The 26,839-nt window shown below is 40.4% G+C and carries 26 protein-coding genes; 23 read left to right on the top strand and 3 right to left on the bottom strand.

Annotation, left to right across the window (positions count from 1 at the left end; all coding sequences use genetic code 11):
* Positions 1–3: 3 nt before the first annotated feature.
* The gene (locus ACLL8Z_RS07080) at positions 4–861 is read right to left on the bottom strand and encodes a UbiA-like polyprenyltransferase (RefSeq protein WP_411274068.1); all 858 of its coding nucleotides are present in this window, start codon (positions 859–861) and stop codon (positions 4–6) included.
* 2 nt (positions 862–863) lie between these two features.
* Positions 864–1,466 carry a ribosome biogenesis GTP-binding protein YihA/YsxC gene (yihA, locus tag ACLL8Z_RS07075; RefSeq protein ID WP_411274067.1) on the bottom strand — a complete coding sequence of 201 codons (603 nt, stop codon included), beginning with the start codon at positions 1,464–1,466 and terminating at the stop codon, positions 864–866.
* Between the two features lie 159 nt (positions 1,467–1,625).
* Between yihA and ubiE the strand changes: the two genes are divergently transcribed.
* The 22 genes from ubiE to ACLL8Z_RS06965 all read left to right on the top strand — a co-directional run bounded on the left by ubiE (position 1,626) and on the right by ACLL8Z_RS06965 (position 25,245).
* Positions 1,626–2,363, top strand: coding sequence for a bifunctional demethylmenaquinone methyltransferase/2-methoxy-6-polyprenyl-1,4-benzoquinol methylase UbiE (ubiE, locus tag ACLL8Z_RS07070; RefSeq protein WP_411274066.1), 738 nt, complete (start codon positions 1,626–1,628; stop codon positions 2,361–2,363).
* Positions 2,360–3,106 carry an outer membrane beta-barrel protein gene (locus ACLL8Z_RS07065; RefSeq protein WP_411274065.1) on the top strand — a complete coding sequence of 249 codons (747 nt, stop codon included), beginning with the start codon at positions 2,360–2,362 and terminating at the stop codon, positions 3,104–3,106. Before ubiE ends, ACLL8Z_RS07065 begins: the two co-directional genes overlap by 4 nt.
* A gap of 65 nt (positions 3,107–3,171) precedes the next feature.
* Positions 3,172–3,930 (top strand): SDR family NAD(P)-dependent oxidoreductase, encoded by a 759-nt coding sequence (locus ACLL8Z_RS07060; RefSeq protein WP_411274064.1) that lies wholly within the window; start codon positions 3,172–3,174, stop codon positions 3,928–3,930.
* Positions 3,931–4,065: 135 nt separating this feature from the next.
* Positions 4,066–4,515: a GatB/YqeY domain-containing protein gene (locus ACLL8Z_RS07055; protein WP_411274092.1), complete on the top strand. Its 450-nt coding sequence runs from the start codon at positions 4,066–4,068 to the stop codon at positions 4,513–4,515.
* Positions 4,516–4,643: 128 nt separating this feature from the next.
* Complete coding sequence (locus tag ACLL8Z_RS07050) at positions 4,644–5,405, top strand: alpha/beta fold hydrolase (RefSeq protein WP_411274063.1); 762 nt, start codon at positions 4,644–4,646, stop codon at positions 5,403–5,405.
* A 3-nt stretch (positions 5,406–5,408) separates the two neighbouring features.
* On the top strand, positions 5,409–6,071 hold the full coding sequence (locus ACLL8Z_RS07045; RefSeq protein ID WP_411274062.1) for a CBS domain-containing protein: 663 nt from the start codon (positions 5,409–5,411) through the stop codon (positions 6,069–6,071).
* A gap of 9 nt (positions 6,072–6,080) precedes the next feature.
* Positions 6,081–6,965, top strand: coding sequence for an NAD kinase (locus ACLL8Z_RS07040; protein WP_411274061.1), 885 nt, complete (start codon positions 6,081–6,083; stop codon positions 6,963–6,965).
* Between the two features lie 14 nt (positions 6,966–6,979).
* The gene (locus ACLL8Z_RS07035; protein ID WP_411274060.1) at positions 6,980–7,765 is read left to right on the top strand and encodes a DUF6089 family protein; all 786 of its coding nucleotides are present in this window, start codon (positions 6,980–6,982) and stop codon (positions 7,763–7,765) included.
* A 178-nt stretch (positions 7,766–7,943) separates the two neighbouring features.
* A complete protein-coding gene (locus ACLL8Z_RS07030; RefSeq protein WP_411274059.1) occupies positions 7,944–8,684 on the top strand; it encodes an isoprenyl transferase in 741 nt (246 codons plus the stop codon).
* A gap of 61 nt (positions 8,685–8,745) precedes the next feature.
* Entirely contained in the window at positions 8,746–11,292 is a 2,547-nt protein-coding gene (locus ACLL8Z_RS07025) for an outer membrane protein assembly factor (RefSeq protein WP_411274058.1), read from the top strand.
* Positions 11,293–11,297: 5 nt separating this feature from the next.
* Positions 11,298–11,831: an OmpH family outer membrane protein gene (locus tag ACLL8Z_RS07020; RefSeq protein ID WP_411274057.1), complete on the top strand. Its 534-nt coding sequence runs from the start codon at positions 11,298–11,300 to the stop codon at positions 11,829–11,831.
* 45 nt (positions 11,832–11,876) lie between these two features.
* Positions 11,877–12,422 carry an OmpH family outer membrane protein gene (locus ACLL8Z_RS07015; protein ID WP_411274056.1) on the top strand — a complete coding sequence of 182 codons (546 nt, stop codon included), beginning with the start codon at positions 11,877–11,879 and terminating at the stop codon, positions 12,420–12,422.
* A gap of 622 nt (positions 12,423–13,044) precedes the next feature.
* Positions 13,045–14,319 carry a group II intron reverse transcriptase/maturase gene (gene ltrA / locus ACLL8Z_RS07010; protein ID WP_411274055.1) on the top strand — a complete coding sequence of 425 codons (1,275 nt, stop codon included), beginning with the start codon at positions 13,045–13,047 and terminating at the stop codon, positions 14,317–14,319.
* Between the two features lie 206 nt (positions 14,320–14,525).
* A complete protein-coding gene (gene murI, locus ACLL8Z_RS07005; RefSeq protein WP_411274054.1) occupies positions 14,526–15,332 on the top strand; it encodes a glutamate racemase in 807 nt (268 codons plus the stop codon).
* 211 nt (positions 15,333–15,543) lie between these two features.
* Positions 15,544–16,614 carry an NADH-quinone oxidoreductase subunit NuoH gene (gene nuoH / locus ACLL8Z_RS07000; protein WP_411274053.1) on the top strand — a complete coding sequence of 357 codons (1,071 nt, stop codon included), beginning with the start codon at positions 15,544–15,546 and terminating at the stop codon, positions 16,612–16,614.
* Between the two features lie 5 nt (positions 16,615–16,619).
* Positions 16,620–17,210, top strand: coding sequence for a NuoI/complex I 23 kDa subunit family protein (locus ACLL8Z_RS06995; protein WP_411274052.1), 591 nt, complete (start codon positions 16,620–16,622; stop codon positions 17,208–17,210).
* Positions 17,207–17,740 (top strand): NADH-quinone oxidoreductase subunit J, encoded by a 534-nt coding sequence (locus tag ACLL8Z_RS06990; RefSeq protein WP_411274051.1) that lies wholly within the window; start codon positions 17,207–17,209, stop codon positions 17,738–17,740. Before ACLL8Z_RS06995 ends, ACLL8Z_RS06990 begins: the two co-directional genes overlap by 4 nt.
* Entirely contained in the window at positions 17,737–18,042 is a 306-nt protein-coding gene (nuoK, locus tag ACLL8Z_RS06985; RefSeq protein ID WP_411274050.1) for an NADH-quinone oxidoreductase subunit NuoK, read from the top strand. The genes ACLL8Z_RS06990 and nuoK overlap by 4 nt, the downstream gene beginning before the upstream one ends.
* On the top strand, positions 18,043–20,067 hold the full coding sequence (gene nuoL / locus ACLL8Z_RS06980; RefSeq protein ID WP_411274049.1) for an NADH-quinone oxidoreductase subunit L: 2,025 nt from the start codon (positions 18,043–18,045) through the stop codon (positions 20,065–20,067).
* Between the two features lie 46 nt (positions 20,068–20,113).
* On the top strand, positions 20,114–21,718 hold the full coding sequence (locus ACLL8Z_RS06975; RefSeq protein WP_411274048.1) for a complex I subunit 4 family protein: 1,605 nt from the start codon (positions 20,114–20,116) through the stop codon (positions 21,716–21,718).
* A complete protein-coding gene (locus tag ACLL8Z_RS06970; protein ID WP_411274047.1) occupies positions 21,718–23,217 on the top strand; it encodes an NADH-quinone oxidoreductase subunit N in 1,500 nt (499 codons plus the stop codon). The genes ACLL8Z_RS06975 and ACLL8Z_RS06970 overlap by 1 nt, the downstream gene beginning before the upstream one ends.
* Positions 23,218–23,343: 126 nt before the next feature.
* On the top strand, positions 23,344–25,245 hold the full coding sequence (locus tag ACLL8Z_RS06965; protein WP_411274046.1) for an amidophosphoribosyltransferase: 1,902 nt from the start codon (positions 23,344–23,346) through the stop codon (positions 25,243–25,245).
* Between the two features lie 217 nt (positions 25,246–25,462).
* Here ACLL8Z_RS06965 and ACLL8Z_RS06960 read toward each other — a convergent pair whose 3' ends face one another.
* Positions 25,463–26,092 (bottom strand): LysE family translocator, encoded by a 630-nt coding sequence (locus ACLL8Z_RS06960; protein WP_411274045.1) that lies wholly within the window; start codon positions 26,090–26,092, stop codon positions 25,463–25,465.
* Between the two features lie 229 nt (positions 26,093–26,321).
* Between ACLL8Z_RS06960 and ACLL8Z_RS06955 the strand changes: the two genes are divergently transcribed.
* A partial coding sequence (locus tag ACLL8Z_RS06955; RefSeq protein ID WP_411274044.1) for an MFS transporter occupies positions 26,322–26,839 on the top strand: 518 nt, incomplete at its 3' end.

Here is a 26,839-nt window from a genome sequence, read left to right as displayed (position 1 = left end):
TTATTATTGATTTCTCAGGTAAACGTCCAGAAGGAAAAAAACAGCAAAGACTACCGAAGCTATTCCATTTGTAGTGAAGAACGCCCGGTCGACTTTTGACAGGTCATTTGGTTTTACAAGCTGATGCTGATAAACCAGCAGTGTTATAAAGAAAAGGATTCCTGCAAGATAGAACCAGCTCAAAACCGAAAAAAAGTAAGGGAGACTGATAAATATAATCGCAAAAAAGTGAAGAATTGACGAAACTATCAGAGCTTTTTCTTTACCCAGCCATGCCGGTATTGAGTTCAGGTCATTTTCTCGATCAAACTCTTCGTCCTGAAGAGCATAGATTATATCAAAGCCACTCACCCAGCAAAGAACTGCGAGTGAAAAATATATAGGAAGCAAAGCGAATTCTCCAGTTACAACCAAATATGCACCGATGGGAGCCAATGATAGACCAAGCCCAAGGATCAAATGGCATAAAGGAGTAAATCGTTTAGTATAGCTATAGCCCAGTACAACTGCCAGAGCCACCGGTGACAGATAGAAACACAAACGATTTATTAGAAGTGTTGTAGAGATAAGAAGGAGGCTATTGATTATAGTGAAAGCAAGCGCTTCTCGCGATGAAATACGCCCGGACGGAATATCCCGGACCACAGTCCTCGGATTTGCAGCGTCAATCTCACGGTCAAGATAGCGATTGAAAGCCATGGCAGCATTTCGAGCGAATACCATGCATAAAAGCATCAAAAAAAGCTTGATCCAATTGAATTCGTAATCTGTGGTTGTTATTGCCAGAAAGAATCCAATTATTGCAAAAGGCATGGCGAATACAGTATGAGCAAATAATACAAGCGAAAAATACTTCTTCATATTTACCTCGTAAAGGTCTTATTCAAGTCGCTGATAAAGTACAGTATTTCATCTCGTCCGTCTTGCGTTTCTGCGGAAGTAATATAATGCTGAGGAACCTCCTCAAAGATTCCAAGCAATGCTTTTCGGAATTTACCGACGGCTTGGTCCGTTTTTACCCGGGATTGCTTATCAGCCTTGGTAAAAATCAATTGAAAGGGTAGCCCATTTTCGCCAAGCCACGAACAAAACTCAATATCTATTTTCTGCGGCTCAAGACGGCTATCGATCAGTACAAATACACATTGAAGGTTTTCTCTGTTTCGCAAATAAAAGCTAATGAATTTCTGCCAGTCGGCTCTATTGCTTCTCGAGGTCTTTGCATAACCGTATCCTGGAAGATCCACGAGCTGCCAGTTTTCATTGATTAAGAAGTGGTTGATCAGTTGCGTTTTACCGGGAGTTTGTGAAGTCTTTGCAAGCCCCTTTTTCTGAACCAGCATATTGATCAAAGAAGACTTACCCACATTTGAGCGGCCGATAAACGCATATTCCGGTAATAGCGCAGGAGGTAGTTTGTCTGTTCTGGTATTACTGCACTGGAATTCGGCGGTTTTGATAATCATTGGCGCAAAGTTATAAGTTATAAGTTGTAAGTTATAAGTATTTAAACGCTGTGAAGGAGTTGTAGGTCGTAGGTTATAAGCTGTAAGAATTAAAAAGCCCTGCGAAAACTTACAACTTATAACCTACAACTTACAACTCATTACTATCTTTACACTTATATGCCCAGTCCCAACCCCGTTACTCCATACCGCGATTCTAATGATTCAAAAAAGGAACAGGTCGCGAAGATGTTTAATAACATTTCAGGCACCTACGATTTTCTTAATCACCTCTTATCACTCGGCATCGACGTAATTTGGCGTAAAATGGCCATTCGCGAACTTCTTACGGATAAGCCAAAGCACATACTTGACGTTGCCACCGGAACCGGAGATTTCGCATTTGAATCCATAAAGATTTTAAAACCTGAAAAAATTACGGGTATAGATATTTCTGAAGGAATGTTAGCTATTGCGCGCGACAAAATCTTCAAAAGAAATCTTCAGGATACTTTCGAGGTAAGCCTGGGGGATTCAGAAAAGATCTTATTTAAGGATGACACATTTGATGCGGTGACAGTAGCCTATGGCGTAAGGAATTACGAAAACTTGGGAAAGGGACTTTCAGATATGCTCCGGGTGCTTAAGCCCGCGGGTAAAATAGTCATTCTTGAATTTTCCAAGCCAAAGGCTTTTCCAGTAAAGCAGGCCTATAATTTTTATTTCCAGTATATAACACCTTCAATTGGTAAGCTTTTTTCAAAAGACGCAAGCGCTTACAGTTACCTTCCTGAGTCGGTTGCAGCCTTTCCGGATGGAACCCAGTTTATAGATTTAATGAAGAAAGTTGGATTTCAGAATACCAAATGGCGCAAGCTGGCGTTTGGAATTTGTTCCATTTATACCGGTACTAAATGAAAAAACGTTTATACCTGATTTTTTTGCTATTTCTTTTTTTTAACTACAGTTCATCTGCGCAACAAAATTGGGGAGGAGGGGTAGATAATGATATTCTTCACTTTGGATTCAAGTTTCAGTATGTTGCTGCTGAATTTAAAATCCTGAAAAGCGCTGAATGGAGAGGCCCTTACATTGATCAGACTGACGGTACGCAAATGATACCAAGTCAGCTAAAAAGTCTCAGTTCTCCAGTTTCCCAGGGTTTCGCCTTGGGATTTGTTTCGGATTATAAAGTGGCAGAAAATGCCAATATCAGATTTACACCTGGTTTGGTGTTTTCGGATATTTCAGCAGTTTACGAATATGATGACCCGACCTACACCGTTGAAAAAAAGGTGCAGGCAACCTTTGTAGACCTGCCTTTAGGAATTAAATTAAAATCAAACCGTTTGAATAATTACCGCGCCTACCTTATTGCCGGGGCTAAATATTCAATGGATATTGTTTCTAGAAAAAAGAAAGACGACAGTTCACTGATAGCATCCGAAAAATACCTGAAAAGCGTCCCTAATTCTTTGTGGTATGAAGCGGGGCTTGGCCTTGATATATATTTTGAGTGGTTCAAGCTATCACCTGAGATAAAGTTTTCGCAAACGACTAAAAGTGTACTTTTTGATAAAGACAGAGCGATAAACCCTTATGTTACACCCATTGACAAGATGTTTTTACGAAATCTTCAATTCAGTTTGTTTTTCGAATAATTTTTCTGCTCTCCATTTGCATAATTATTGCTTCACGCTTCCTATTAATTCCCTATTTTCGGCCTATGTCGAAAATAGCCTTAATAACAGGTGCAACTGCCGGAATAGGCGAGGCATGTGCCCGTCTTTTTGCACAACAAAATTACAATCTCATACTTCTGGCCCGTAGGGCAGAAAGATTGGAATCACTTGCTGAAAAACTGAGTCTCGAATTTGGTATAGAAGTGAAAATATTCGTCGTTGATGTAAGGGATAAGGAGGCTGTTCGACAATTGGAAACCCTGCCTCGCGAATGGAAAAAAGTGGATGTTCTTGTCAATAATGCAGGGCTTTCACGAGGACTTGATCCCATCAATTCCGGTGATAGTGAGGATTGGGATGTTATGATCGACACGAATATTAAAGGTCTTCTATACGTAACCAAGATTGTCTCAAACTGGATGATCCAATTCGGCGCGGGCCATATAATCAATATGGGATCGATTGCTGGAAAGGAAACTTATCTTAATGGGAACGTTTATTGTGCCACTAAATATGCTGTGGATTCATTAAACCAAGCCATGCGGATTGACCTATTACCTCATAGGATTAAAGTGACCGGCATTCATCCGGGTGCAGTTAATACGGAATTTTCTGAAGTTCGGTTCAAAGGTGATACAGAACGTGCTAGAAAGGTTTACGATGGTTTCGAACCACTGCTTGCACAGGATATTGCAGAAACGATTTGGTTTGCAGTCTCCCGTCCACCACATGTTAATATCAATGATATGATTGTAATGCCGACAGCTCAGGCAAACACAACACATCTGATAAGGGAAATGTGAGCAGAGGCAACCGAAAACTAACCACGAATCGCAAACATCTTACAAACAACAAATCTATCTCTGAAAATTATCTCAACCCACATCAATTCCGTAGGTTTGCAAAAATTAACCTAGTTGAAAACTTATACTCACCAAATGCCGCTTCAGGAAAATATTGATAAGGATATAAAATCTGCCATGTTAAGCAAAGACGGGGCTCGATTACGTGGGTTGAGAGCTATTAAAGCTGCTCTGCTTATTGCAAAAACTGAAAAAGATGCTTCCGAGATATTAACAGAGGAAGCCGAAATTAAGGTTTTGCAGAAATTGGTAAAGCAGCGCAAGGAATCTGCGGAAATTTATCAGCAGCAGAAGCGGGATGATTTGTACCAAATCGAGCTCGAAGAGATGCAGGTAATTGAAACCTATCTTCCAATACAAATGAGCAGGGAGGAGCTTGCTGCTTATATCAAGAATGCAATAAGGCGGTCGGGTGCAGAAAGCATGAAGGATATGGGCAAAGTGATGGGATTAGTGAATCAGGAATTGGCAGGGAAAGCTGATGGTAAAACAATATCTGAACTTGTAAAAGAGCTCCTGGCCTGACAGGGCCTTCATTTCATAAATCACATACAAAAACTTATTTTTATAAGCATTAAATTAGTTTTTATACTGTTTTTACATTTAGACTTATATCTTTAACAGGTAAGACGATTTACGCACTTAACAATTTTATGGAGTTCGAAATTAAAGAAGAAAACGGGTTTAAATTTATTGACGAAGGCGAAGGTGAAATACTATTATTGCTCCATGGATTAATGGGTGCGCTCAGTAACTGGACGGGTGTAGTAAACGAATTCAAAAAGGACTATCGGGTAATTATACCTTTACTACCATTATATGATCTTCCACTGCTAACGACTGGTGTAAAGACGTTGGCGAAATTTGTTAATAAATTTGTTAAATACAAAAAGCTTCAAAATATTACAGTTTTGGGAAATTCACTAGGCGGACATGTTGGGTTGATATACACTTTAAGTCACCAGGAAGATGTGAAAGCACTGGTGCTTACAGGAAGTTCCGGATTATATGAAAATGCTTTTGGAGGGTCGTTTCCTCGCCGTGAGAGCTATGAGTTCATCAAAGAAAAGGTAGAATTTACATTTTTTGACCCTGCAATTGCCACAAAGGAATTAGTAGATGAAGTATACCAGATTGTAAATGACCGCGTTAAGGTTATCCGAATTTTGGCCATGGCAAAATCAGCAATCCGGCATAATATGTCGAAAGATATCCATAGGATTAAAGTTCCCGTATGTTTGATATGGGGAAAAAATGATAAAATTACGCCTCCGGATGTGGCGATTGAATTTAACGAACTTTTACCTGATTGTAAGCTAAATTGGATTGATCAATGCGGGCATGCGCCTATGATGGAACAACCTCAAAAATTTAACGCTCATCTTAAAGAATTTCTGGATAAACTCAAAGAATAAACTATGTATGCATATGAACTTATATCTGATGCAATACCTCCGGTTAAAACCTCTGACACTATTCAGAAGGTAACGGAACGTATGTCTGAGTTCAGAGTGAATCATTTGCCAATTGTAAATGACCTGCAGTTCTTAGGACTGATTTCTGACGAAGACCTGATTGAATCAGTCGATCTCTCCTTTCCGATAGGTGGCTTAAGCCTTTCTTTGCATAATCCCTTCGTTTTTGAGGAACAGCATATATATGATGTAATACGCCTCTTTTACGAACAGAAACTCAGCATCGTCCCTGTTTTGGATATTAACAAAAATTATAAGGGTCTGATTTCAATAAACACTATGATGGAACATATAGCAACCATCACGTCTGTCAAAGAGCCCGGTAGTATCATAGTCCTGGAAATTAACAACCGAAATAATTCTTTATCTCATATTGCACAGATAGTTGAATCCGATAATGGGCAGATACTTAGTTCTTATTTAAAATCCTTTCCTGATTCAACGCGACTGGAGATGACCCTAAAGCTCAACCGAACGGATATATCGTCTATTTTAGCTTCCTTTTTAAGGTACGATTATAATGTTAAAGCCACCTTTAACAACACGAAATCTGATGATGGCACATCCGACAGGTATAATCAGCTCATGAATTACCTTGATATCTAAAAATCCAGCATGAAGATTGCAATTTACGGCAGGCAGTTCAATAATACCGTTCTACCGCACGTTCAACAGGTTTTCGACAGCCTCGCACAATATGACGTTGAACCCTTTGTGTACGATAAGTATAACCATTTTATATCCGGCAAAATTTTCTTTCCAAAAAAGTTCCAGATTTTTAGAAACTATCATGACTTAGTAGCTGCAAAAGTCGATGTAGTAATTAGCCTTGGCGGCGATGGAACATTACTCGATACAGTTACGCTGATTTGCAACTCCAACATCCCTGTAATAGGAATTAATTTTGGAAGGCTGGGATTTCTGGCAAGTATTAACAAAAATGATATTGCTTCCGCGATACACAGCCTGGTAACTAAGGAGTTTACCCTGGATAAACGTGAGCAATTACAGCTGGAATCTGAGCTGAACCTTTTCGGTAATGAGAATTTCGCTCTGAATGATATCACGATACATAAACGAGATACTTCTGCAATGATGATCGTTCATGCATATCTAAATGGAGATTTTCTTAATTCTTACTGGGCTGATGGTTTGATAGTTGCAACTCCTACCGGTTCAACAGCATATTCCTTAAGCTGCGGTGGTCCGATTATATTCCCGGGTTCTGGAAATATGGTTGTAACTCCAATATCTCCACACAATCTGAATGTGCGGCCTATTGTACTATCTGATAATAACATTCTTTCATTTGAAATAGAAGGCAGAAGCTCCAAATATTTAGTTACCTGTGATTCCCGCACCGAGGTTATTGATGCTTCAATTAAGATTAAAGTCAGAAAGGCTGATTTTGGGATTAATTTGATCCGGCTCAATAATGAAAACTACTTATCTACGTTAAGAAACAAATTGCTTTGGGGAATAGACACCCGAAATTACTAAGCTAAATTCTTTTAATGCGCCGACTGATCCTAATAATTTGTTTCTTCACACCCGCTTTTTTTGCACAATCCCAAACTTGGGAAGTCGGGGTTTCTGCCGGTGCTTCTGGTTATATGGGTGATATCAACCCGGTAAAACCCTATAAATTTACAGATCCGGCTTTTGGTGGACAAGTAAAGCGAAACTTTAATGGACACTGGTCGGCAAAAGTCGGTTTTCTGCAGGGAAGGATCCAGGGAGATGATGCAAAGTCATCTAATGCTTATCAGATCGACCGAAATCTGCATTTCCGTTCTGCAATATCTGAGTTATCCCTCCAGGTTGAGTTTAATCTTTTCAATTATCTGCCAGGGGGACTTCCGGGGTTTGGATCAAGAAGGTTTAGCCCTTTTATTTTTACCGGTGCAGGTGCGGTTGCCTTCAATCCTGTGGCAGATTATAACGGGAGTGAAACTGAACTTCACCCCCTTCAAACTGAAGCCGTTGATTATAAAAAAAATGCTATTTCTGTCCCTTATGGAGCAGGGGTAAAATATAATTTAAAGGGCAACTGGAACATTATAGGCGAGATTGGTTATCGTACGGCATTCACGGACTACCTTGATGACATTAGCGGAAGATATCCCGACTTCACAATTACTCCGCCGGCTAGTCCTATAAGTCCTGCGTTATCTAACCGATCTCTTAGTCCAAGTACCGCTGGAGACCAGAGGGGAGACTTTCGGCCGAGGGATACATACATGTTCACAGCCATCAGTCTGACTTATACGTTTGTTTCAATAAAATGCCCTACATTCTGAATTCGGATGTCAGAGGTCGGAAGTCTGAATTCCGATGTCAGAAGAGGTACGTTAGCTCTGACTTCTGACATCCGACTTCTGACCACAATTTACTAGTAAAAAGGTACAAAATTTAGTACCTTTGCACTCTAATTTTTAGAGTGAGGTATTTCATTTTGTTATTCGTTAGTATCATTCAATGAGTTTAATTGATCAAATCGATAAGGAACGCCTACCAAAACACGTGGCTATCATAATGGATGGAAACGGCCGATGGGCAAAAGAAAAAGGCAAACTGCGTGTATTTGGTCATCAGAATGGAGTAGTCTCAGTCAGAGATACTGTTGAAGGTGCGGTAGAATTGGGCATCAAGCATCTCACATTATATGCTTTTTCAACGGAAAATTGGAATAGGCCCAAGCTTGAAGTAATGGCTTTAATGGAATTACTCGTATCTACTATAAATAAAGAGACTAAAACCCTGATGAAGAATGGTGTACGTCTGAATGCTATAGGGAACCTTGAATCACTCCCCGAAAAATGCTATCGGCAGCTTGCTGAGACTATTGAAAAGACTTCACAGAATAAGGCTTGCACACTTACTTTAGCTTTAAGCTACAGTTCGAGATGGGAAATTACAGAAGCGGCTAAAAGCATGGCAATTAATGTCAGGGACGGAAAACTCAATGCCGAGGAAATAACAGAAGATACTTTTGCGTCTTATTTAAACACCTGCGATATGCCTGATCCTGAACTTATGATCCGCACAAGTGGTGAGCACAGAATCAGCAATTATCTCCTGTGGCAGCTGGCATATTCCGAATTGTATTTTACTACCAAGCTATGGCCTGATTTCAGAAGAGAGGACCTATTTGAAGCTGTAATTGATTTTCAGAAGCGCGAGAGACGCTTCGGAATGACCAGTGAACAGTTGAACTAATTTTAACTTTAACACTTTTTAACAAGTGATTAGCTTATTTTAGCACCGTTAAACACGACAAATGAACCGCATTTTAATTATAATATTTTTACTGATTTCAGGTACCTCGGCTATGGCCCAGTTTGGCAGAACGGGAGCGCCGCAAACACCGAGAAGTACAACTCCAAGCACCGAAATCAGCTATCTGAATCCGCAGGAATTTACAATCGGCGGTACAAATGTGGTTGGCACCCAGTTTTTAGATAAATCGGTCCTTGTTACAATCTCTAAACTAACTGCCGGCGATAAGATCATGGTGCCGGGCGACGCTACTTCAAACGCGGTGAAAAATCTTTGGGCACAGGGCTTATTTGACGATGTTAAATTGAATGTTGCTGAAGTTAGGGGAGACTCCATTTTTTTTGATATAATAGTGGTAGAACGTCCCCGTTTGACCAGGATTGATCTTCTTGGCCTGAAGAAAGGCGAAGTAACAGATGTTAAGGCTAAACTTAACGACAAGACAGGAAAAGTTGTTAATGAGAATCTGATAAAGACAACTACTGATATCATAAAAAAGCATTTCAATGAAAAGGGATATCTCTTTACGGATGTTTCCATCGCTCAGAGAAAAGATACTGCCGAGGCAAATAATCTGATCCTGGATATCACAGTCGACAAGAATAAGCGGGTAAAGATCGATGAAATAGTTTTCACGGGAAACAAAGATTTTAAGGAGAAAACCCTTCAGAAATATCTGAAGAAGACTAAGGAACGCGCATTTTATAAAGTTTTCGGTTCAGCTAAATTCCTTCAGACTAAATATGAAGAAGACAAACTTACGATGATCGCAAAAATGCATGAGAAGGGTTACAGAGACGCCGAGATCGTTGGTGATTCTACATATCGTTCAAGTGATAATGGTGTAACCGTTAAGATTGATCTGTACGAAGGACCTAAATATTATTTTGGAAACATCACTTTTGCCGGCAACGCCAAATACCCAAAAGAATTTCTTGAAACACTTCTTGCAATAAAAAAAGGTGAGGTTTTCAGCGAAGAAAAACTAACCAAAAAACTTTCCAGCAGTCCGAATGGTGACGATGTTTCATCACTTTACCTAAATGATGGATATCTTACATTTAACGTGGATCCTGTTCAAACGAAAATATACGGGGATACAATCGATCTTGAGATAAGAATGTACGAAGGGCCGCAGTACACAATTAACAAAGTTATGGTTAAAGGTAACGACCTAACTAACGATAAAGTCATCCTCAGGGAGATTCGTACTAAGCCGGGGCAGAAATTTTCAAAGGAACTTATTGTCCGCAGTACACGCGAAATTGCGCAGCTTGGAAATTTTGATGACACTAAAACAGACCCAAGACCTATAAATATCAATCCCAATGAAGGTACTGTAGATATTGAGTATAGTGTAGTAGAAAAGCCTTCTGATCAGATTGAACTATCCGGTGGTTTCGGCGGGGGACGTGTAGTAGGTACACTCGGACTAACCTTCAATAACTTCTCAGCACGGAATCTATTTAATATGAGCGCCTGGAAGCCTCTTCCCAAAGGTGATGGGCAAAAATTGAGCATCAGGGGGCAGACGAATGGTAAATTCTACCAATCATATAGTTTTTCCTTTTCAGAGCCATGGCTAGGTGGAAAAAAACCAATATATTTTGGTATCAGCGCATTTACATCCTTACAATCAAATGGATTGAGTAACAAGGATGTTGATCAGCAAAAGATCCGCCTTAACGGGATGACATTTACGCGTGGGCAGAGGTTAAAATGGCCGGATGATTATTTCCAGGCAAATACATCGATCAACCTGCAGCAATATAAGTTGAACAATTATAATCAGTTCATCTTTGCTACCGGAACTTCATATAACTTTAACCTGACACAGGAGATTAGCCGTAGCTCGATTGATGCGCCGATCTTCCCGACATCCGGTTCGAATCTTAAACTTACAATCCAGGCAACTCCGCCATATTCCTTGTTAAATAATACGAATTATACAATAGCGACCGATAAGGAAAAGTATAAGTTCACAGAATATCATAAATGGAAATTTGAATCTCAATGGTTCCAAAGGATTTATGGAAAGCTCGTGTTGAAAGCCCAGGCTCAGTTCGGACTTTTAGGAATTTATAATACAGCCGTTGGTCAATCTGCTTTCGAACGCTTCAAGCTGGGTGGTGATGGTATGCAGGGATTTGATTTTCTTCAGGGTTCTGAAATTATTGCCATGCGCGGTTATGCCAACAACGCTGTTATTCCTGCCGGATCTAATCCCACTATTGCTCAGGGTTCAGGAAGCCCTATCTTTAATAAATACGTATTAGAATTAAGACACCCTATTACTGCGAGTCAGTCTGCTACAATATTTGTACTGGCATTCGCTGAAGGTGGTAATACATGGAATTCATTCCGTGATTTCGCCCCATTTAATGTGAGACGTACGGCAGGATTTGGAGCAAGGGTCTTTTTACCTATTTTTGGTTTGCTGGGTATCGATTATGGATTTGCATTTGATAAAATTCCTGGCCTTAATGATAATGGAAGACAACCTTTCACGTTTAGTATTTCACAGGCGTTAAATGGTGGATTTAATTAATTAAAATGAAACGAGTAATTTTCAGTACTTTATTATTATGTATAATAACACTAACCGCTACTGCACAACGATTTGCGTATGTTGATAGTGATTATATTTTAAAGCATATACCAGAATACACCTCCTCCCAAAAGCAATTAGATGCCTTATCGGCACAATGGCAAAAAGATGTGGATGGGAAGTTTGCAGATATTGAAAGGTTATTTAAGGCATATCAAGCTGATCAGGTATTACTTACTGAAGATATGCGAAAGCGAAGAGAAGCTGAAATAATTGAAAGGGAGAATGCTGCGAAAGAGTTTCAAAGACTTAAATTTGGGTTTGAGGGTGAGCTTTTTCAAGTACGTACAAGACTAATAAAGCCGATCCAGGATCGGGTTGCGAAGGCAATACAGGCCGTTGCAGACGCCCAGCAACTTGATATGATCTTTGATAAAAATAGCGAGATCACACTATTATATGCAAGTCCGCGTTTAGACAAAAGCAACGACGTAGTTACCCGTCTTGGTTTTAAGCCAGGCACCTTTGTTACAAATTAAATGCTTTCATAAATTATAAACAAAAACAGAATAAAAATACAAACAATGAAGAAATTAGTTAGAATAGGATTAGTTGCGGCGGGAATGTTCATGGCTGCAAACGTTGCGAACGCTCAGCAGAAATTTGGTCACATTAATTCTGCAGATCTTTTGCAATCTATGCCTGAAATGAAAACTGCAGATGCTACCTTTCAGACCTTTGCTAAGCAAAAGCAAACGGCTTTGGAATTGATGGATGCAGAACGTACCAAAAAGATTACTTTGTATAACGACAAATCAAAGATGATAAGCGAGGCTAATAAAGAAACTCTGGGCAAAGAAATCGAAGGGCTGGTTAAAGAGATTCAGGACATGGAAAAGCGCATCACCGAAACTCAGGAAAAGTCTCAGGAGGAGTTGACAACAAAACGTACAGAAATCTACCAGCCAGTATTCAAAAAAGCTGAAGATGCCGTTAAGATTGTCGCTAAAGAAAAAGGCTATGCTTATGTATTCGATATATCTCAACCAGGTGTTGTGTATTTCGACGGTGGCGAAGACTTATTAGCAGCTGTTAAAACTAAATTAGGGATTACTACTGCAAGTAAGTAATAGCCTTTCCAATTAAATGAAGCGTAATCAGTTATGGTTACGCTTTTTTTATGGTGCGCCGGGCATGGCGATCTACTCTAGGGTTAAAGTCCCGAACACGCTTTGCAGTAGGAAGTGTTAGCTAAAGACAAGGGTGTCGCGGGTGACTGCGAATCTGAAGGAAGTCGGCGGCAAATATGGGGGCTTACGAACAGAAACTGTATATAAGGCGTATTTAGTCCGGGTGATGTTGCCATACAAACAAAAGCCCAATACTGCACGGGGACTATCACGTAGATACGGAAGCCACATCCATAGGAAGTAGATTGTCTTACCCCGGGAGATCTGATTGGGATCTGTCAAGTGTAAGCGCGATTACAGGCGAAGAAACGTTTAGCGGGAACGCTAAATGGCCTATCAGAAGTCAGCAGATTCCATAGTACTGTTTTTTTTACAGGAAGGGATGAATGTTAGGATGGCAAAGGAAACAGAAAGTTTATGGCAGAGCGATCACAGCAGAACCACGTTAGAGAACTGCTTATATGAGGGTAGGACGGAATCCGAGAGTAGAGTATAAGAGGAGCTGAGTCGAGCCGTACAACCAATGTGCACAATGCCTGGGAAGGAGTTTTTTTTTAGTATTATGCTTGAAGAAATATTAGACATCCGAAATGTACAAAGAGCCTTTAGGCAGGTCACTGCCAATAAGGGTGCTGGTGGTATTGATGGTATGCAGACCGATGAACTTCGTGACTACCTGAATTCTAACTGGCAGGCATTACGGTCTGATATTTTATCAGGCGATTATCGACCGCTCGCAGTTCGAAAGGTAGAGATACCTAAGAGTAGTGGCGGTAAGAGAATGCTTGGCATTCCGACGGTCATTGACCGTCTAATCCAACAGTCCATTTCCCAATGGCTGAGCCCGAAATACGAGGGTGACTTTTCTTTCCATAGTTATGGTTTCCGTCCAAAGCGCAACGCCCATCAGGCAGTGCTCAAGGCTCAGGAATACCTTAACGCAGGCTACGCATGGATTGTGGAGCTTGATCTGGATAAATTCTTTGACCGGGTAAATCATGACAAACTCATGCATCTACTATCAGGAAAGATAAAAGATAAGCGAACATTGAAGCTTATCCGATTTTATCTGGGTAGTGGCCTGATGGATAACGGACTGGTTAGCCCCAGAAGAGAGGGTACTCCACAGGGTAGTCCACTAAGCCCGTTATTATCCAACATTATCCTACACGAACTTGATGTTAAGCTCGAAGAACGGGGACATCTGTTTGTGCGATATGCGGATGATTGTAGCATTTATGTTAAGAGCACAAAGTCCGCCCATCGGGTGATGGCAAGTATTTCAGCTTATCTGGAAGATTGCCTGAAACTGAAGGTTAATAGGGAGAAAAGTAAGGTCAGCAGGCCAGGCCAGAGTAGTCTGCTTGGTTTTTCATTCTATGGCAGCAGCAAGGGATGGAAGATGCGCATTGCCCCCAAATCCCTAAGCGCTATCAAGGAGAAAATCAGGGGACATACGAAACGCAGCAAACCGGGTCCACTACTAGAAAGAACATTGAGGCTTAAGGAAATTATTCATGGTTGGGTGAACTACTTCTCTATTGCAGAAGCAAAGGGTCATATGGTGAAACTCGATGAAATGATGAGGACCAGATTGCGGATTGTTCTATGGAAACAGTGGAAGAATATTACCGGAAGGGCACGTAAGCTGATGAAAATGGGGGTGGTAAAATCAAGGGCTTATCAGTTGGCTAATACCCGAAAGGGGTATTGTAGGACTGCAAATAGCCCTACATTGCTAACAACGCTTGACAAAAAGTACTTCTTGAAACTTGGATTAGAAGGGTTTGCCAACTATTACTACCGGAAAACAACACACCAAACGAAGTTATTCTAGCAAACCGCCGTATACCGAACGGTACGTACGGTGGTGTGAGAGGACAGATAGGGAAATAATCCCTATCTTCCTACTCGATCGGTTCTGTAGAATCAAGTATCATGTCTCAAGACTGAATCATTTTAGTAATATATTTGTAGTTAAAGTAATATGAAAATAATGAAGCGTTTCAGTTCACTTTCAACTTCTTTTTCCATTTTTACTAAATGAGTTCTTCACTGCCTATTGGAATTTTCGACTCAGGCATTGGCGGACTTACAGTGGCAAATGCCATCCGTAAGATCCTTCCAAACGAGCAGCTTATCTATTTTGGCGATACTGTGCATATGCCTTACGGAGATAAATCGCCCGAAGCTGTAAAGTTTTATAGTCTCAAGATCGCTAAGTTTCTTCTGGATAAAAAATGCAAGGTGATAGTTATTGCATGCAATACGGCATCTGCGCATGCCTACCATGAACTGGTCCATTTTCTTGGAGATCAGGTACCTATTATTAATGTCATTGATCCTGTGGTTAATTTGATGGTGCGAAAAGGAAATGACAAAAAAATTGGTGTGATTGGTACCAAATCTACAATCCGTTCTGATATCTACGCAAGGAAATTCAAAGCTGCTAATCCCAAAATTGAAGTTTCATCCCTTGCTACACCGTTGCTGGCTCCCATGATAGAGGAAGGTTTTTTTAACAATAACATAAGCAAAACGGTGATAAATTCATACTTGTCCTCTTCCAAATTAAAGAAAATCAATAGCCTGATCCTTGCATGCACTCACTATCCGCTAATTAAAGATGAAATTTCAAAATTTTACAATGGAAGTGTAAACATTCTAAATACAGCTGAGATTGTTGCCCAACATGTGGAGGATCGTCTGAGAGATCTCAAATTATTAAATGAGGGGCCTGGAAAGAGACATCAATTTTTTGTTTCTGATTATACTCCATCATTCGAAAAAAGTACCAAGTTGTTTTTTGGAGAGAAGATTAATCTAACGCGTGAGGCGATTTGGGACTGAAAGAAGAATCAAGAATCAAGTCTCAAGACAAACTCACTATTAGGCGATGGTTATGTTCGAAAGTAAATGTTCAGGCCTTTCGGATAATCTAAGACCGTTTTTGTAAATACCCCTTGTATTGTTGAGACAGCCCGATCTTGATACTTGATACCGGATTGATACTTCTTTCTTCCTTCAAAATATGTAAGTTTGCTCACATAAGCCCGAAGAATTGAATTTCTATTTGACATATGTCCTCGTAGCTACCGCTTTATTTGCATTCACGGCCTTATTCACCCTATTCGCTTTATATTCTGAACGTAAGATATCTGCTTTCATGCAGGATCGCCTTGGACCGATGGAAGTGGGGAAGTATGGCTCCCTGCAGGCCTTTGCAGATATCCTCAAAATGCTTCAGAAAGAATTTATCATTCCTTCAGCTGCCGATAAAATCCTTTTCACACTCGCACCGATAGTCATATTTGTTTCTGTGTATCTTGGATTCGCAGCTCTGCCCTGGGCTCCTGGCTTAAGCCCTAGTTCAATAAACCTGGGCTTGTTTTATATTTTTGCTATCCTTTCAATGGAAACTATTGGTATTTTGATGGCTGGATGGGGTTCAAATAATAAATACGCACTTCTGGGTTCCATGAGATCGGTGGCTCAAATGGTTTCGTATGAAATTCCTGCAGGTATTGCCTTAATCTCCGCAGTTATGATCTCCCAGACATTTAATATGCAGGAGGTCTGTATTAAGCAGGGAATACTGTCTAACGAAACAATTCTTTTTCTGGGAAAATGGAATGTAAGTTCCATTGGAGGTTTCTTCGCATGGAATATCTTTCAGGCTCCCCATTTGATAATAGCCTATTTCATTTACTTTATAGCTTCACTCGCCGAGTGCAACCGTGCACCTTTTGATATTCCGGAAGCAGAATCGGAACTCGTTGCCGGATTTCATGTTGAATATTCGGGATTACGATTCGCATTCGTATTCCTGGCGGAGTATTCAATGATGTTCCTGGTTGGAATGATAGGGGTTATTTTATTCCTCGGTGGCTGGAATAGTCTTTTGCCCAATATAGGTGTGGCCAGGATGGCCGATTGGACTACAAGTGTTGGTTGGGGAATATTTTGGGTACTTATTAAAACACTTCTCGTCGTCGCGGTTCAGATTTGGATCAGGTGGACTTTGCCCCGCCTGAGAGTAGATCAATTGATGAGTTTTTGCTGGAAGGTCTTAACCCCTCTGGCATTTTTATGTATGCTGATTTCTGGTATTTGGCGCCTCACAATGATGTAAAATAGATGATGAAAAGTAAGCTTTTTAATGTCTTCAAAACAGTTGGGAAGGGTATGAGTCTTACGCTTACTCATTTTTTTGCTGCATCAGAAAGCCGGAAAGTAAAGTCTATAACCGATATTAATTACTTCTCTCAAAACAGCGGGACTACGACCATACAATACCCTCATCAAAAGCTTCCTTTACCGGAAGTGGCCCGTTACCAGTTAGACGTAGAGATGGACGATTGTATCGTTTGTGATCTGTGTGCAAAGATATGCCCGGTAGATTGTATTGAAATAGAAAGCATTAAAGCCACAGAAGCCATTGGTAAAACATCCGATGGAACTACCAAACGCTTATATGCAGCAAAATTCGATATCGATATGGCAAAATGCATGTATTGCGGCTTGTGTACAGTAGTTTGCCCTACTGAATGTATCATTATGACCGATACATACGATCGCAGCACATTAACTTTGAACGAAATGGTTTACAAGTTTTCTGACATGTCTGCCAGTGAAGCGGAAGAAAAGAGGATTGCGCTGGAGAAACAAAATGCGGAACGTCTCGCATCGAAGCAAGCCGCATCACAACCTGATAAAACGAAAAAATGAGTGTTGAGCAACTGGTGTTTTACTTCTTTGCTGCCTTAACGTTAATTTCTGCGTTCCTGGTAGTTAATATGCAGAACCTGGTTAGGAGTATTTTTCTTTTTTTTGTAACTATCTTTTCGCTTGCAGCAATGTTCGTTTTCGCTCTGGCAGATTTTATCGCGGTCACGCAGGTTGTAATCTATGTCGGTGGTGTTCTCGTGCTCATGCTCTTTGCCTTTATGTTATCAAACAGAGAATTACTTAGTGGAATGCAAATTGTTAAACCTGGTTTGAAGATCGGGCATCTGGCAGGCCTGTTAATCTGTGGCGGTCTATTTTGCCTGCTGTATACGGCAGTCTCATCCGCCGATATAATTAACTTACCATGGATAAAGGAAAGTCAGGCTATCGGGCAAAACGATAACACTATCCATCAGATCGGTATTCATACTATGACGAGATATCTACTTCCGTTTGAGGTAGTTTCAGTGTTTTTAATGATGGCTTTGATAGGAGCTGCACATTTAGCCAGAAGGGAGAAAAGATCATGATTCCCTTATCGCACTTTATGCTGATCAGTGCTGCACTTTTTTGTATCGGCTTATATGCTGTTCTAACGAAAAGGAACGCAATCCAGGTTTTAATAGGTATAGAGTTTATGATAAACGCAGCTGTTCTGAATTTTGTGGCCCTTGGAAGATTAGACAAATTCGCTGGCGGCGGACAAATGTTTGCATTGTTTGCAATTGTGTTAGCCGCTGCGGGAGTTGCTGTTGCTCTTGCTATAATTTTGAATGTTTATAAACATTTCAGGACTATCAATCCTGCTAAAATCGACACGCTGAAAGATTAAATGGACTTATTGAAATTTTCAGGAAACTTCTTATGCTTACTATCGCTAGCCGCAGTAGCTTTTCCGCTATTGTCTTTTATCCTCGTCGTTTTCGGTAAAAAAACCTCAGGTTCCGCCATTCCAATTTTTAACATAAGCGTGAGCTTTTTGTCTGCCATAGTAGTATTTTCTTTGGTGTGGAATGGTGATACTATCCACCAGCAGGTTGAATGGTTCACAATAGGAACGAAGGTTATTACGGCCGGGATATTCTTGAATAACCTTTCTGTACTCATGATGCTCCTGGTATCCGGGATATCAGTACTTGTTCATATTTATTCAACCTGTTATATGAAAGGCGATGTGAATATTCACAAATACTGGGCTTATCTGGGCCTTTTTTGCTTCTCGATGATGGGGCTTGTAATCAGCGACAGTTTATTGCTTATCTACATGTTCTGGGAACTAGTAGGGTTTTCGTCATACCTCTTGATTGGCTTTTGGTTTACAAAAGAAGCTGCATCCCAGGCCGCAAAAAAGGCTTTTATTATGAACCGTATAGGTGACTTAGGCTTTCTGGCAGGAATAATGATCATTTATACCCAATTCGGCACATTTGATATTGAGGAGCTTTTTGCAGGCGGAGGCTTGGTTGAATCTGCTTCAATTGTCGATTCTAACTGGATTAGTACATACAACCAAATGCCCATCATTTGGCTTAGTATTGCCGGATTGGCTTTTTTTATAGGTGCAATGGCAAAATCAGCTCAGTTCCCCTTGCATACCTGGTTGCCAGACGCTATGGAGGGGCCCACCTCTGTCTCTTCACTTATACATGCTGCAACAATGGTTGCCGCTGGGGTTTTCCTGATAGGCCGCGTCTATCCAGTATTTGATACCATCTCATTAAATATTATCACTATAACTGGTGTATTAACAGCATTTATGGGAGCTTCTATTGCCCTGACACAAAATGACATTAAACGTATCCTTGCTTATTCCACAATTTCGCAGCTGGGTTTTATGGTCGCTGCTATGGGGATCGGTGCTTATGGAGAGAGTATTTTTCATCTCACTACGCACGCATTTTTTAAATGTTTATTGTTCCTCGCGGCCGGCGCCGTGATTTATCAGCTCCATCAATACAAAGAACAGCATAAACTCGAGTTTAATCATCAGGATATTCGCTTAATGGGAGGGCTTAGAAAACAAATGCCAATATCATTCATCACTATGAGCATCTCTGCGGCGGCACTTGCAGGGCTACCTTTAACTTCCGGATTCCTTTCTAAAGACGCTTTGTTAATTACTTCTTATGAATGGGCCGAGGGTTATCATGGATTAAGAAAGTTGGTACCATATCTGCTAACATTAATCAGTTGGTTAACGGTGTTCTATATAGCCAGGCTAATCATTAAGATTTTCCTCGGGAAGCCCCGCTTTGATGACTTGCGTGAAGCCCCCCCAATAATGAGTGGCGTCCTGGCAGTTCTGGCAATTTGCAGCTTGTTCTTAATGTTTTCATTTAATCCCTTCTCATTTGAGAGTTCATGGGTTCTGCACGGATTCGGCAGTGCCGGCGTAAAAAGAGCTGATAATTTACATGTGATCGTGCCCGCAATTGTGGCTATTGTAAGTATCGTTATTGTATTTGTGGCATATAAAATATACGGTGGTAGAGAAGTGAAAATTTTTTCTGAGAAGAGGTTTCTGTATCGCTTTTCTAACCAGGCTTGGTACCTTGATCGTGCCTATAATTTCCTATTTATTAGGCCTGCTGAAGCTATAGCGCGTTTTAGCAGTATGTTTGATGTTCTGATCGTAGATGGTTCTGTGAACTTACTGGCGAAAACTATAAGTGTTTTTTCCGAGATATCGGATTGGTTTGACCGGAATATCGTGGATGGCATTGTTAATGGTATTGCAGTTTTGGCGGGAAAAACAGGGAAATTTAGCCGACAATTTCAAAGCGGAAAGCTACAGCATTACTTCATCACTATGTTAAGCCTGGTAATAACTTTCTTCATAATTACATACTTCATATGAGTTCAATGATAAATTTGCCTGCGAAAACAATAGTTTAGGAGAATTAATGAATAATATACTCTCCATACTGATCTTTTTGCCGCTAATAGCTGCGTTGGCAATTATTATACTTCCATCTGGTTTTAGAGAGCGATTTAAATACATTGCTTTAGCCACCACTATCGCTCAGTTTCTCATCACCCTTTCTATCTATCTTAATTTTCATAGTACGGCTGCATTTGCTGGTGTAAATAAAGAAAGCCAGTTTCAATTGCTTGAAAAGATTTCCTGGATACGGCTGGATCTGGGCTCGATTGGAAAACTCGAAATTGATTATCACCTTGGAATTGATGGTATGTCAATGCCTTTTTTGATGTTGTCTGCTTTGGTTATGTTCGTAGCTACACTCGCTTCCTGGGAGATTAAAACTAATTTAAAGGCATTTTTTGCTCTCTTGTTATTGTTAAATACAGCTGTCATGGGTGTTTTCTGTTCGCTTGACTTTTTTCTCTTCTATATTTTCTATGAGTTGATGCTGTTGCCGCTTTATTTCCTTATTGGAATGTGGGGAGGAGCAAGAAGAGAATACGCCGCCATTAAATTCTTCCTTTATACGCTTTTCGGCTCTGTGTTTATGCTGCTGATTATCATAGGGCTGTATTTCTCGGTATTGAATCCTGCAACCGGAAACCATACATTTAATATGATCCTGATGATGGATCCTGGTAACTACCTGGGTAATTCGATATTCTCAACGACGGCAAACCAGAGCCTATTGGGAATTTCAGCCAGATTGCTTGCATTTATCGTGCTCTTCATAGCTTTTGCAATAAAAGTCCCTATCGTGCCCTTTCATACCTGGCTGCCTGATGCCCATGTTGAAGCTCCAACTCCAGTTTCCATAATCCTTGCCGGCTTACTATTGAAAGTTGGAGGGTATGGAATCCTTCGTGTTTGCTATAGCATCTTCCCTGATGCTGCGATGCAGTCAGCATGGTGGCTTGGCTTAATTGGAGTTGTTTCAATCATCTATGGAGCATTAAACGCTCTTGCTCAAACAGATTTGAAGAGGCTCATTGCTTATTCATCAATTTCTCATATGGGCTTCGTGATACTGGGGATAGCTTCTGGTACAACTGAAGGTGTAAGCGGGGCACTGCTTCAAATGATTAGCCATGGCGGCTTATCGGCCATGCTTTTCTTCCTTGTGGGCATGCTATATAACCGTGTACACGATAGGGAAATCGCCCATTTCCGTGGCCTTGCATTAGTTATGCCGCAATTTACGGCATTTGTGATGATCGCTTTTTTCGCATCGCTCGGACTACCCGGCTTCTCTGCATTTATGGCCGAAGCATTTAGCCTGATCGGTGCATTTACATCCCAAGAGGTTAATGGACTTTTGCCCCGTTGGATGGCTATCGGAGGTTCTGTGGGTATTCTTCTTAGTGCAGCATACTTTCTTTGGACACTGCAACGCATGTTTTTCGGAATGACCAGATTAAAAGGAGGAAACGAATGGCTTTCCAGGTTGAATGACGTTTCTATTCGCGAGAAGCTAGCACTGGTCCCGCTTGCTGTTCTTGCTCTCGCACTCGGGATTTTCCCATCACTCATTTTCAGTAAAATGAATGCCTCAGTTCTGGCTTTCATAGAAATGATCTCGGGATAATGAATGATTTTATTCCCTATATATCGCTTTCATTAAATGATACCCTCAGGAGCTTATCATTTTTTTATCCTGAAGTAATACTAGTAATAGGCTTTATTGCTGTAATTCTCGCGGAACTTTTTTTTTCAAAAAGAATATTGCAATTGCCATTTTTATTTGCGATCCTGACATTAGCAGTTACAGCAGTCTTGAATTTCAGAATGCTAGGGCAGAAGTCGGTTCAATTGTTTGGAGGAATGGTAGTACTTGATCATTTGTCGGTCTTACTGAAACTCATTTTTTCTTTTATCGGGATATTGTTTGTCTTATTTGTCAGATATCACAAGCCTTTGCAGGATAATAGTAAAGGAACCGGGGACCTGTTCAGCATTTTACTTGCTGTTCAGTTAGGCCTAAACCTGATGGTGATGTCCCAGAATTTATTGATGATATACCTTTCTCTGGAGATGGTTTCTGTAGGTTCGTATTTGATGGTTGGTTATTTATCTCAGAGTCAGAAACAAACCGAAGCAGCCATGAAGTACGCATTGTTTGGCGCCGTTTGTTCAGCTTTTATGCTTTACGGCATGTCATTGCTTTATGCATTTACTGGAAGTCTGGAAATTTATTCCCCTCAATTCGTGAGCTTTTTAAATACTGTTCCTTTTCATTCCTGGGGTATCGGTCTGATTATGCTTTTAATGGGTATAGCTTTTAAACTTTCTTTAGTTCCTTTTCATTTCTGGGCGCCGGATGTCTATGAAGGTGCACCAACTCCGGTGACTGCTTTCTTATCGACAGCTCCCAAAATCGCTGGAATCGGTCTTTTAATAAGGGTTTTAACACCATTTGAGCCACTAAGTTTATCTGGAATTGATAATTCATCTCTCAGCTTGACTAGCGTTATGGCGGTGATGGCAATACTCAGTATGATCGTTGGAAATTTTGGTGCTATCGGTCAGAACAATGTGAAGCGTATGCTCGCATATTCCTCAATCGGACACACCGGATTTATGCTTATGGCGTTGTTCATTTTTTCTGAAAGTGGCTTTAAAGCTCTAATTTTTTACATGGTCATTTACTCAATAATGAATATGGCTGCCTTCATAATAGTTGACGAAGTTGAAGAGAAAACCGGGAAAGAAAACATCAATGATTATAAGGGCATTGGCAATGATTTAAGAGTGTTGATGATTGCGATGGTTATCGTTCTCGTGTCTCTTACCGGATTGCCGCCTACCGCAGGCTTTACTGCCAAGTTCCTGGTTTTTTCATCTGCTATTGAAGCTTATAATTTATCCGGATCAACATTATTAATGACAATGATTATAACCGGAGCGATAAGTACTGTGGTTTCGCTATTTTACTATTTCAGAATCCCTTTGAACGCTTTTTTACGAACCAGTGAACCCAACGTCCCTGCAATTAGCAATTCCGCGAAAACTTATATAAGTCTGTTCCTTGTTTTCCTATTGCTATATTTAATGATTTTTCCATCTGCGATCCAGCAATACCTATAGAGACAAATTTCTTTTAATAGCCACATTGTCAATTTGTTAGTAAAGGTATATTTTATCGTGTTTTCAGTTCAATTTCATTGGCTTCTTAGGGATTAAATATCTACTTTTGCATGCTCACAACTACGTATGAGCGAGCAGATCAAACATGAGTGCGGTATCGCACTTATACGCCTTTTAAAACCCTTATCTTATTATCAAAAAAAGTACGGCACAGCACTTTACGGGCTGAATAAGTTGTATCTTTTAATGGAAAAGCAGCATAACAGGGGACAGGATGGAGCCGGTATTGCAACCATTAAACTGGATGTCCAGCCTGGAAAAAGGTATATAAGCCGGCACCGGTCTATGGGAGCAAATGCAGTGGCTGAGATTTTCGAATATGTGCAGAACAAATTTGCTGACGTTCAAAAAAACGCACCCGAACTTTTGCACGATACAGATTGGCTAAAGGAAAATATAAGTTTTACTGGCGAAGTATTGATGGGCCACTTACGTTATGGGACCCATGGAAAAAATAGTATTGAAAGCTGTCACCCTTTTCTTCGTCAGAATAACTGGATGACTCGTAACCTTGTTATAAGTGGTAATTTCAATATGACTAATGTGGATGAGTTGCTAGATCAGCTTTTTGAGCTGGGCCAGCATCCGAAGGAGAGAACAGATACAGTAACCGTTCTGGAAAAGATCGGACACTTTTTAGATACAGAAAATCAGGAACTTTTTGATAAGTATAAAGCCGATGGTTTCTCAAATGAAGAGATCAGTCACCAGATTGCTGAACACATTGATGTTGCTTCGATATTAAGACGTTCAGCCAAAACATGGGATGGTGGCTATACTATTAGCGGAATTTTCGGTCATGGGGATGCATTCGTTATGCGCGATCCAGCCGGTATCAGGCCCGCATTTTATTATCATGACGAAGAGGTAGTTATCGTTACTTCCGAGCGCCCCGCAATACAGACAGCTTTTAATGTGCCGTTGGAATTAGTCAAAGAGATCAAGCCCGGCCATGCATTGATAGTTAAGAAGAATGGACGTGTGACAGAAGAGCAGTTTCGTGAACCGGAAGTACAAAAGTCATGTTCCTTTGAGCGAATCTATTTTTCCCGGGGTAGCGATGCCTCGATTTATCGCGAACGTAAGCAGCTGGGCCGCCTTCTCTGTCCGCAGATCTTAGAGTCTATCAATTATGACCTTAAAAATACAGTTTTTTCATACATTCCCAACACTGCCGAAGTGGCCTTTTATGGAATGGTTGAGGGTATACACAAATATGTAAAGCAATTACAACGCGACATACTCCTAAAACGGCCAGATCGGATTTCTGATGAGGAACTTGAAGAAGTACTAAATATCGCACCCCGGATAGAAAAGATTGCTATTAAGGATGTTAAACTCAGGACATTCATAACTCAGGATGCTGACCGGGGCGATATGGTTGCCCACGTTTACGATACTACTTACGGTTTAATTAAAAGAGGTACAGATAACCTGGTAGTGCTTGATGACTCGATTGTTCGGGGAACAACTCTTAAACAGAGTATCCTTAAAATCCTTGACCGTCTTGGTCCGAAGAAAGTGATAGTCGTTTCTTCTGCACCTCAAATCCGTTATCCGGATTGTTATGGGATTGACATGTCAAGGATGGGCGAATTTGTAGCTTTTGAAGCCGCAATTTCTCTCTTGCGGGATACGGGTAAAGAATGCGTGATTGATGAAGTTTATCAGAATTGCCTCGAATCGCAAAAGCTTGGTAATAAGCAAGTGAAAAATTATGTTCAGCAGATTTATAATCAGTTCACTGATCAGGAGATCTCAGACAGGATAGCAAAAATAATTACTCCTAAAGAAATTCAGACAGAAGTCCACGTCATCTATCAAACACTCGATAACCTTCATAAAGCAATTCCAAATCATTTAGGCGACTGGTATTTTTCTGGTAATTATCCCACACCAGGGGGCAACAAAGTAGTGAATAAGGCATTTATGAATTGGATGGAAGGGAAGAATCAGAGAGCTTATTAGATCAGTTGACGGTTGATAGTTAACAAAGTTGAATGTTATTAACGCGATCCTTTATTCAAATCTGTCACATGTAGGTTGCTCCTGCATATAGAATATCGTGGATTGCGTCTCTAAAACCAATACGGGTGGCAAATATGAATCTAAGGCGTTTCAAAAATCAGTAAGTCTGAACGGGGGTGGGTACCAAAGAATGCTGTTCCGAATTTTCCATTTTCAATTAAACAAGCGAGTGCCCGGTCAATAAATTATAAAGCAATCTCGCAGCAAAAATTAAAATAAGCACACCTGCGATCCGGTTCAGATTAGAAATAGTCTTTTCTTTGATACGATATCGTAATTTGTTGGCGTAGTAAGCTTTTACAACATCCACGCTGAATTGAGTCACCAGAATGGAGCCGAAAAAAGGAACAACTGCCGAGGCTTCAATCTCTCCTGAAACAGATATCACGCCGCTGGTTACGCTCAGCCAGTATAATAATATTGCAGGGTTGAATATACACATGATAAATCCTTTAAGAAAATATCCTGTGTTACGGCGTTTGGACGTAGATGTTTCGTAATTGACTTTTACTGTTTTGAATAGGTAGTAAATCCCTATGGCAAATAAGATTGAGCTCCCAGTAACACCGATCTGAACCCGGTATTTACTTTCCAGGGCAAGAAAGGAGGTCCCGTAAAGGGTGAGGGCTACATAGAAAATATCACTAACAACTACCCCGGCGGCTAGTGAAACACCTGCGTAGAAGCCTTTTTCAATACTAGTTTTAATCAGAGCAAAAAATACAGGGCCGGTTAAAAACGAAAGCACAAATCCCAATCCAATTCCTGATATAATTGATTCGATCATTACGAATTATTAATCCAATTTTGCGAATATGCAAATAGTCTGTGTAATAACAATGGAAAAAAAGTTAGGTTTCAACCTTCCAGAATGAACGCATCCTTTTAAAAACTATTGCACCTCTTCAATATGCAGCCGTAACTGTTGGCTTACATCCGAACACCTCTAAAAAAAACATCCAGATATGAGAAAATTAATTTATGTTAGGGTTCTTTTTTAATAAACTAACTTTTAAATGATGGAGAAGAATTCACAAATTAACTATGGATCCGCATTATACACTATTATAACGGTGTTTTTTTTCTGGGGTTTCCTCGCTGCAAGTAACGGCATTTTCATTCCCTTTTGTAAAACACATTTTAACCTGACCCAATTTGAATCACAACTAATTGAGTATACTTTTTATGGTGGTTATTTTATTGGATCGTTAATTTTATTCTACGCTTCAAAGATTAGTAAAGTAGATATTATCAATAAGTGGGGTTATAAAAACAGTATCGTAATTGGCTTAGTAATTTCGGCTGCAGGTGCCTTACTAATGGTTCCCGCACTGCATTCCGGTTCTTTTCCCTTTATTCTGACGGCTTTCTTTTTCGTTGCAATTGGATTCTCCCTTCAGCAAACAGCAGCAAATCCCTTTGTAGTGGCTTTGGGAACTCCTGTGACAGGTGCCAATCGTTTGAATTTGGCAGGGGGAGTAAATAATTTCGGAAGTATATTGGGACCGATCGCTGTAAGTATCATTCTTTTTGG

Source organism: Daejeonella sp. (assembly GCF_046590655.1).
Classification (GTDB): Bacteria; Bacteroidota; Bacteroidia; order Sphingobacteriales; family Sphingobacteriaceae; genus Daejeonella.
Note: the sequence above shows the minus strand (reverse complement) of the source record. Positions and strands in the feature narration are given on the sequence as shown.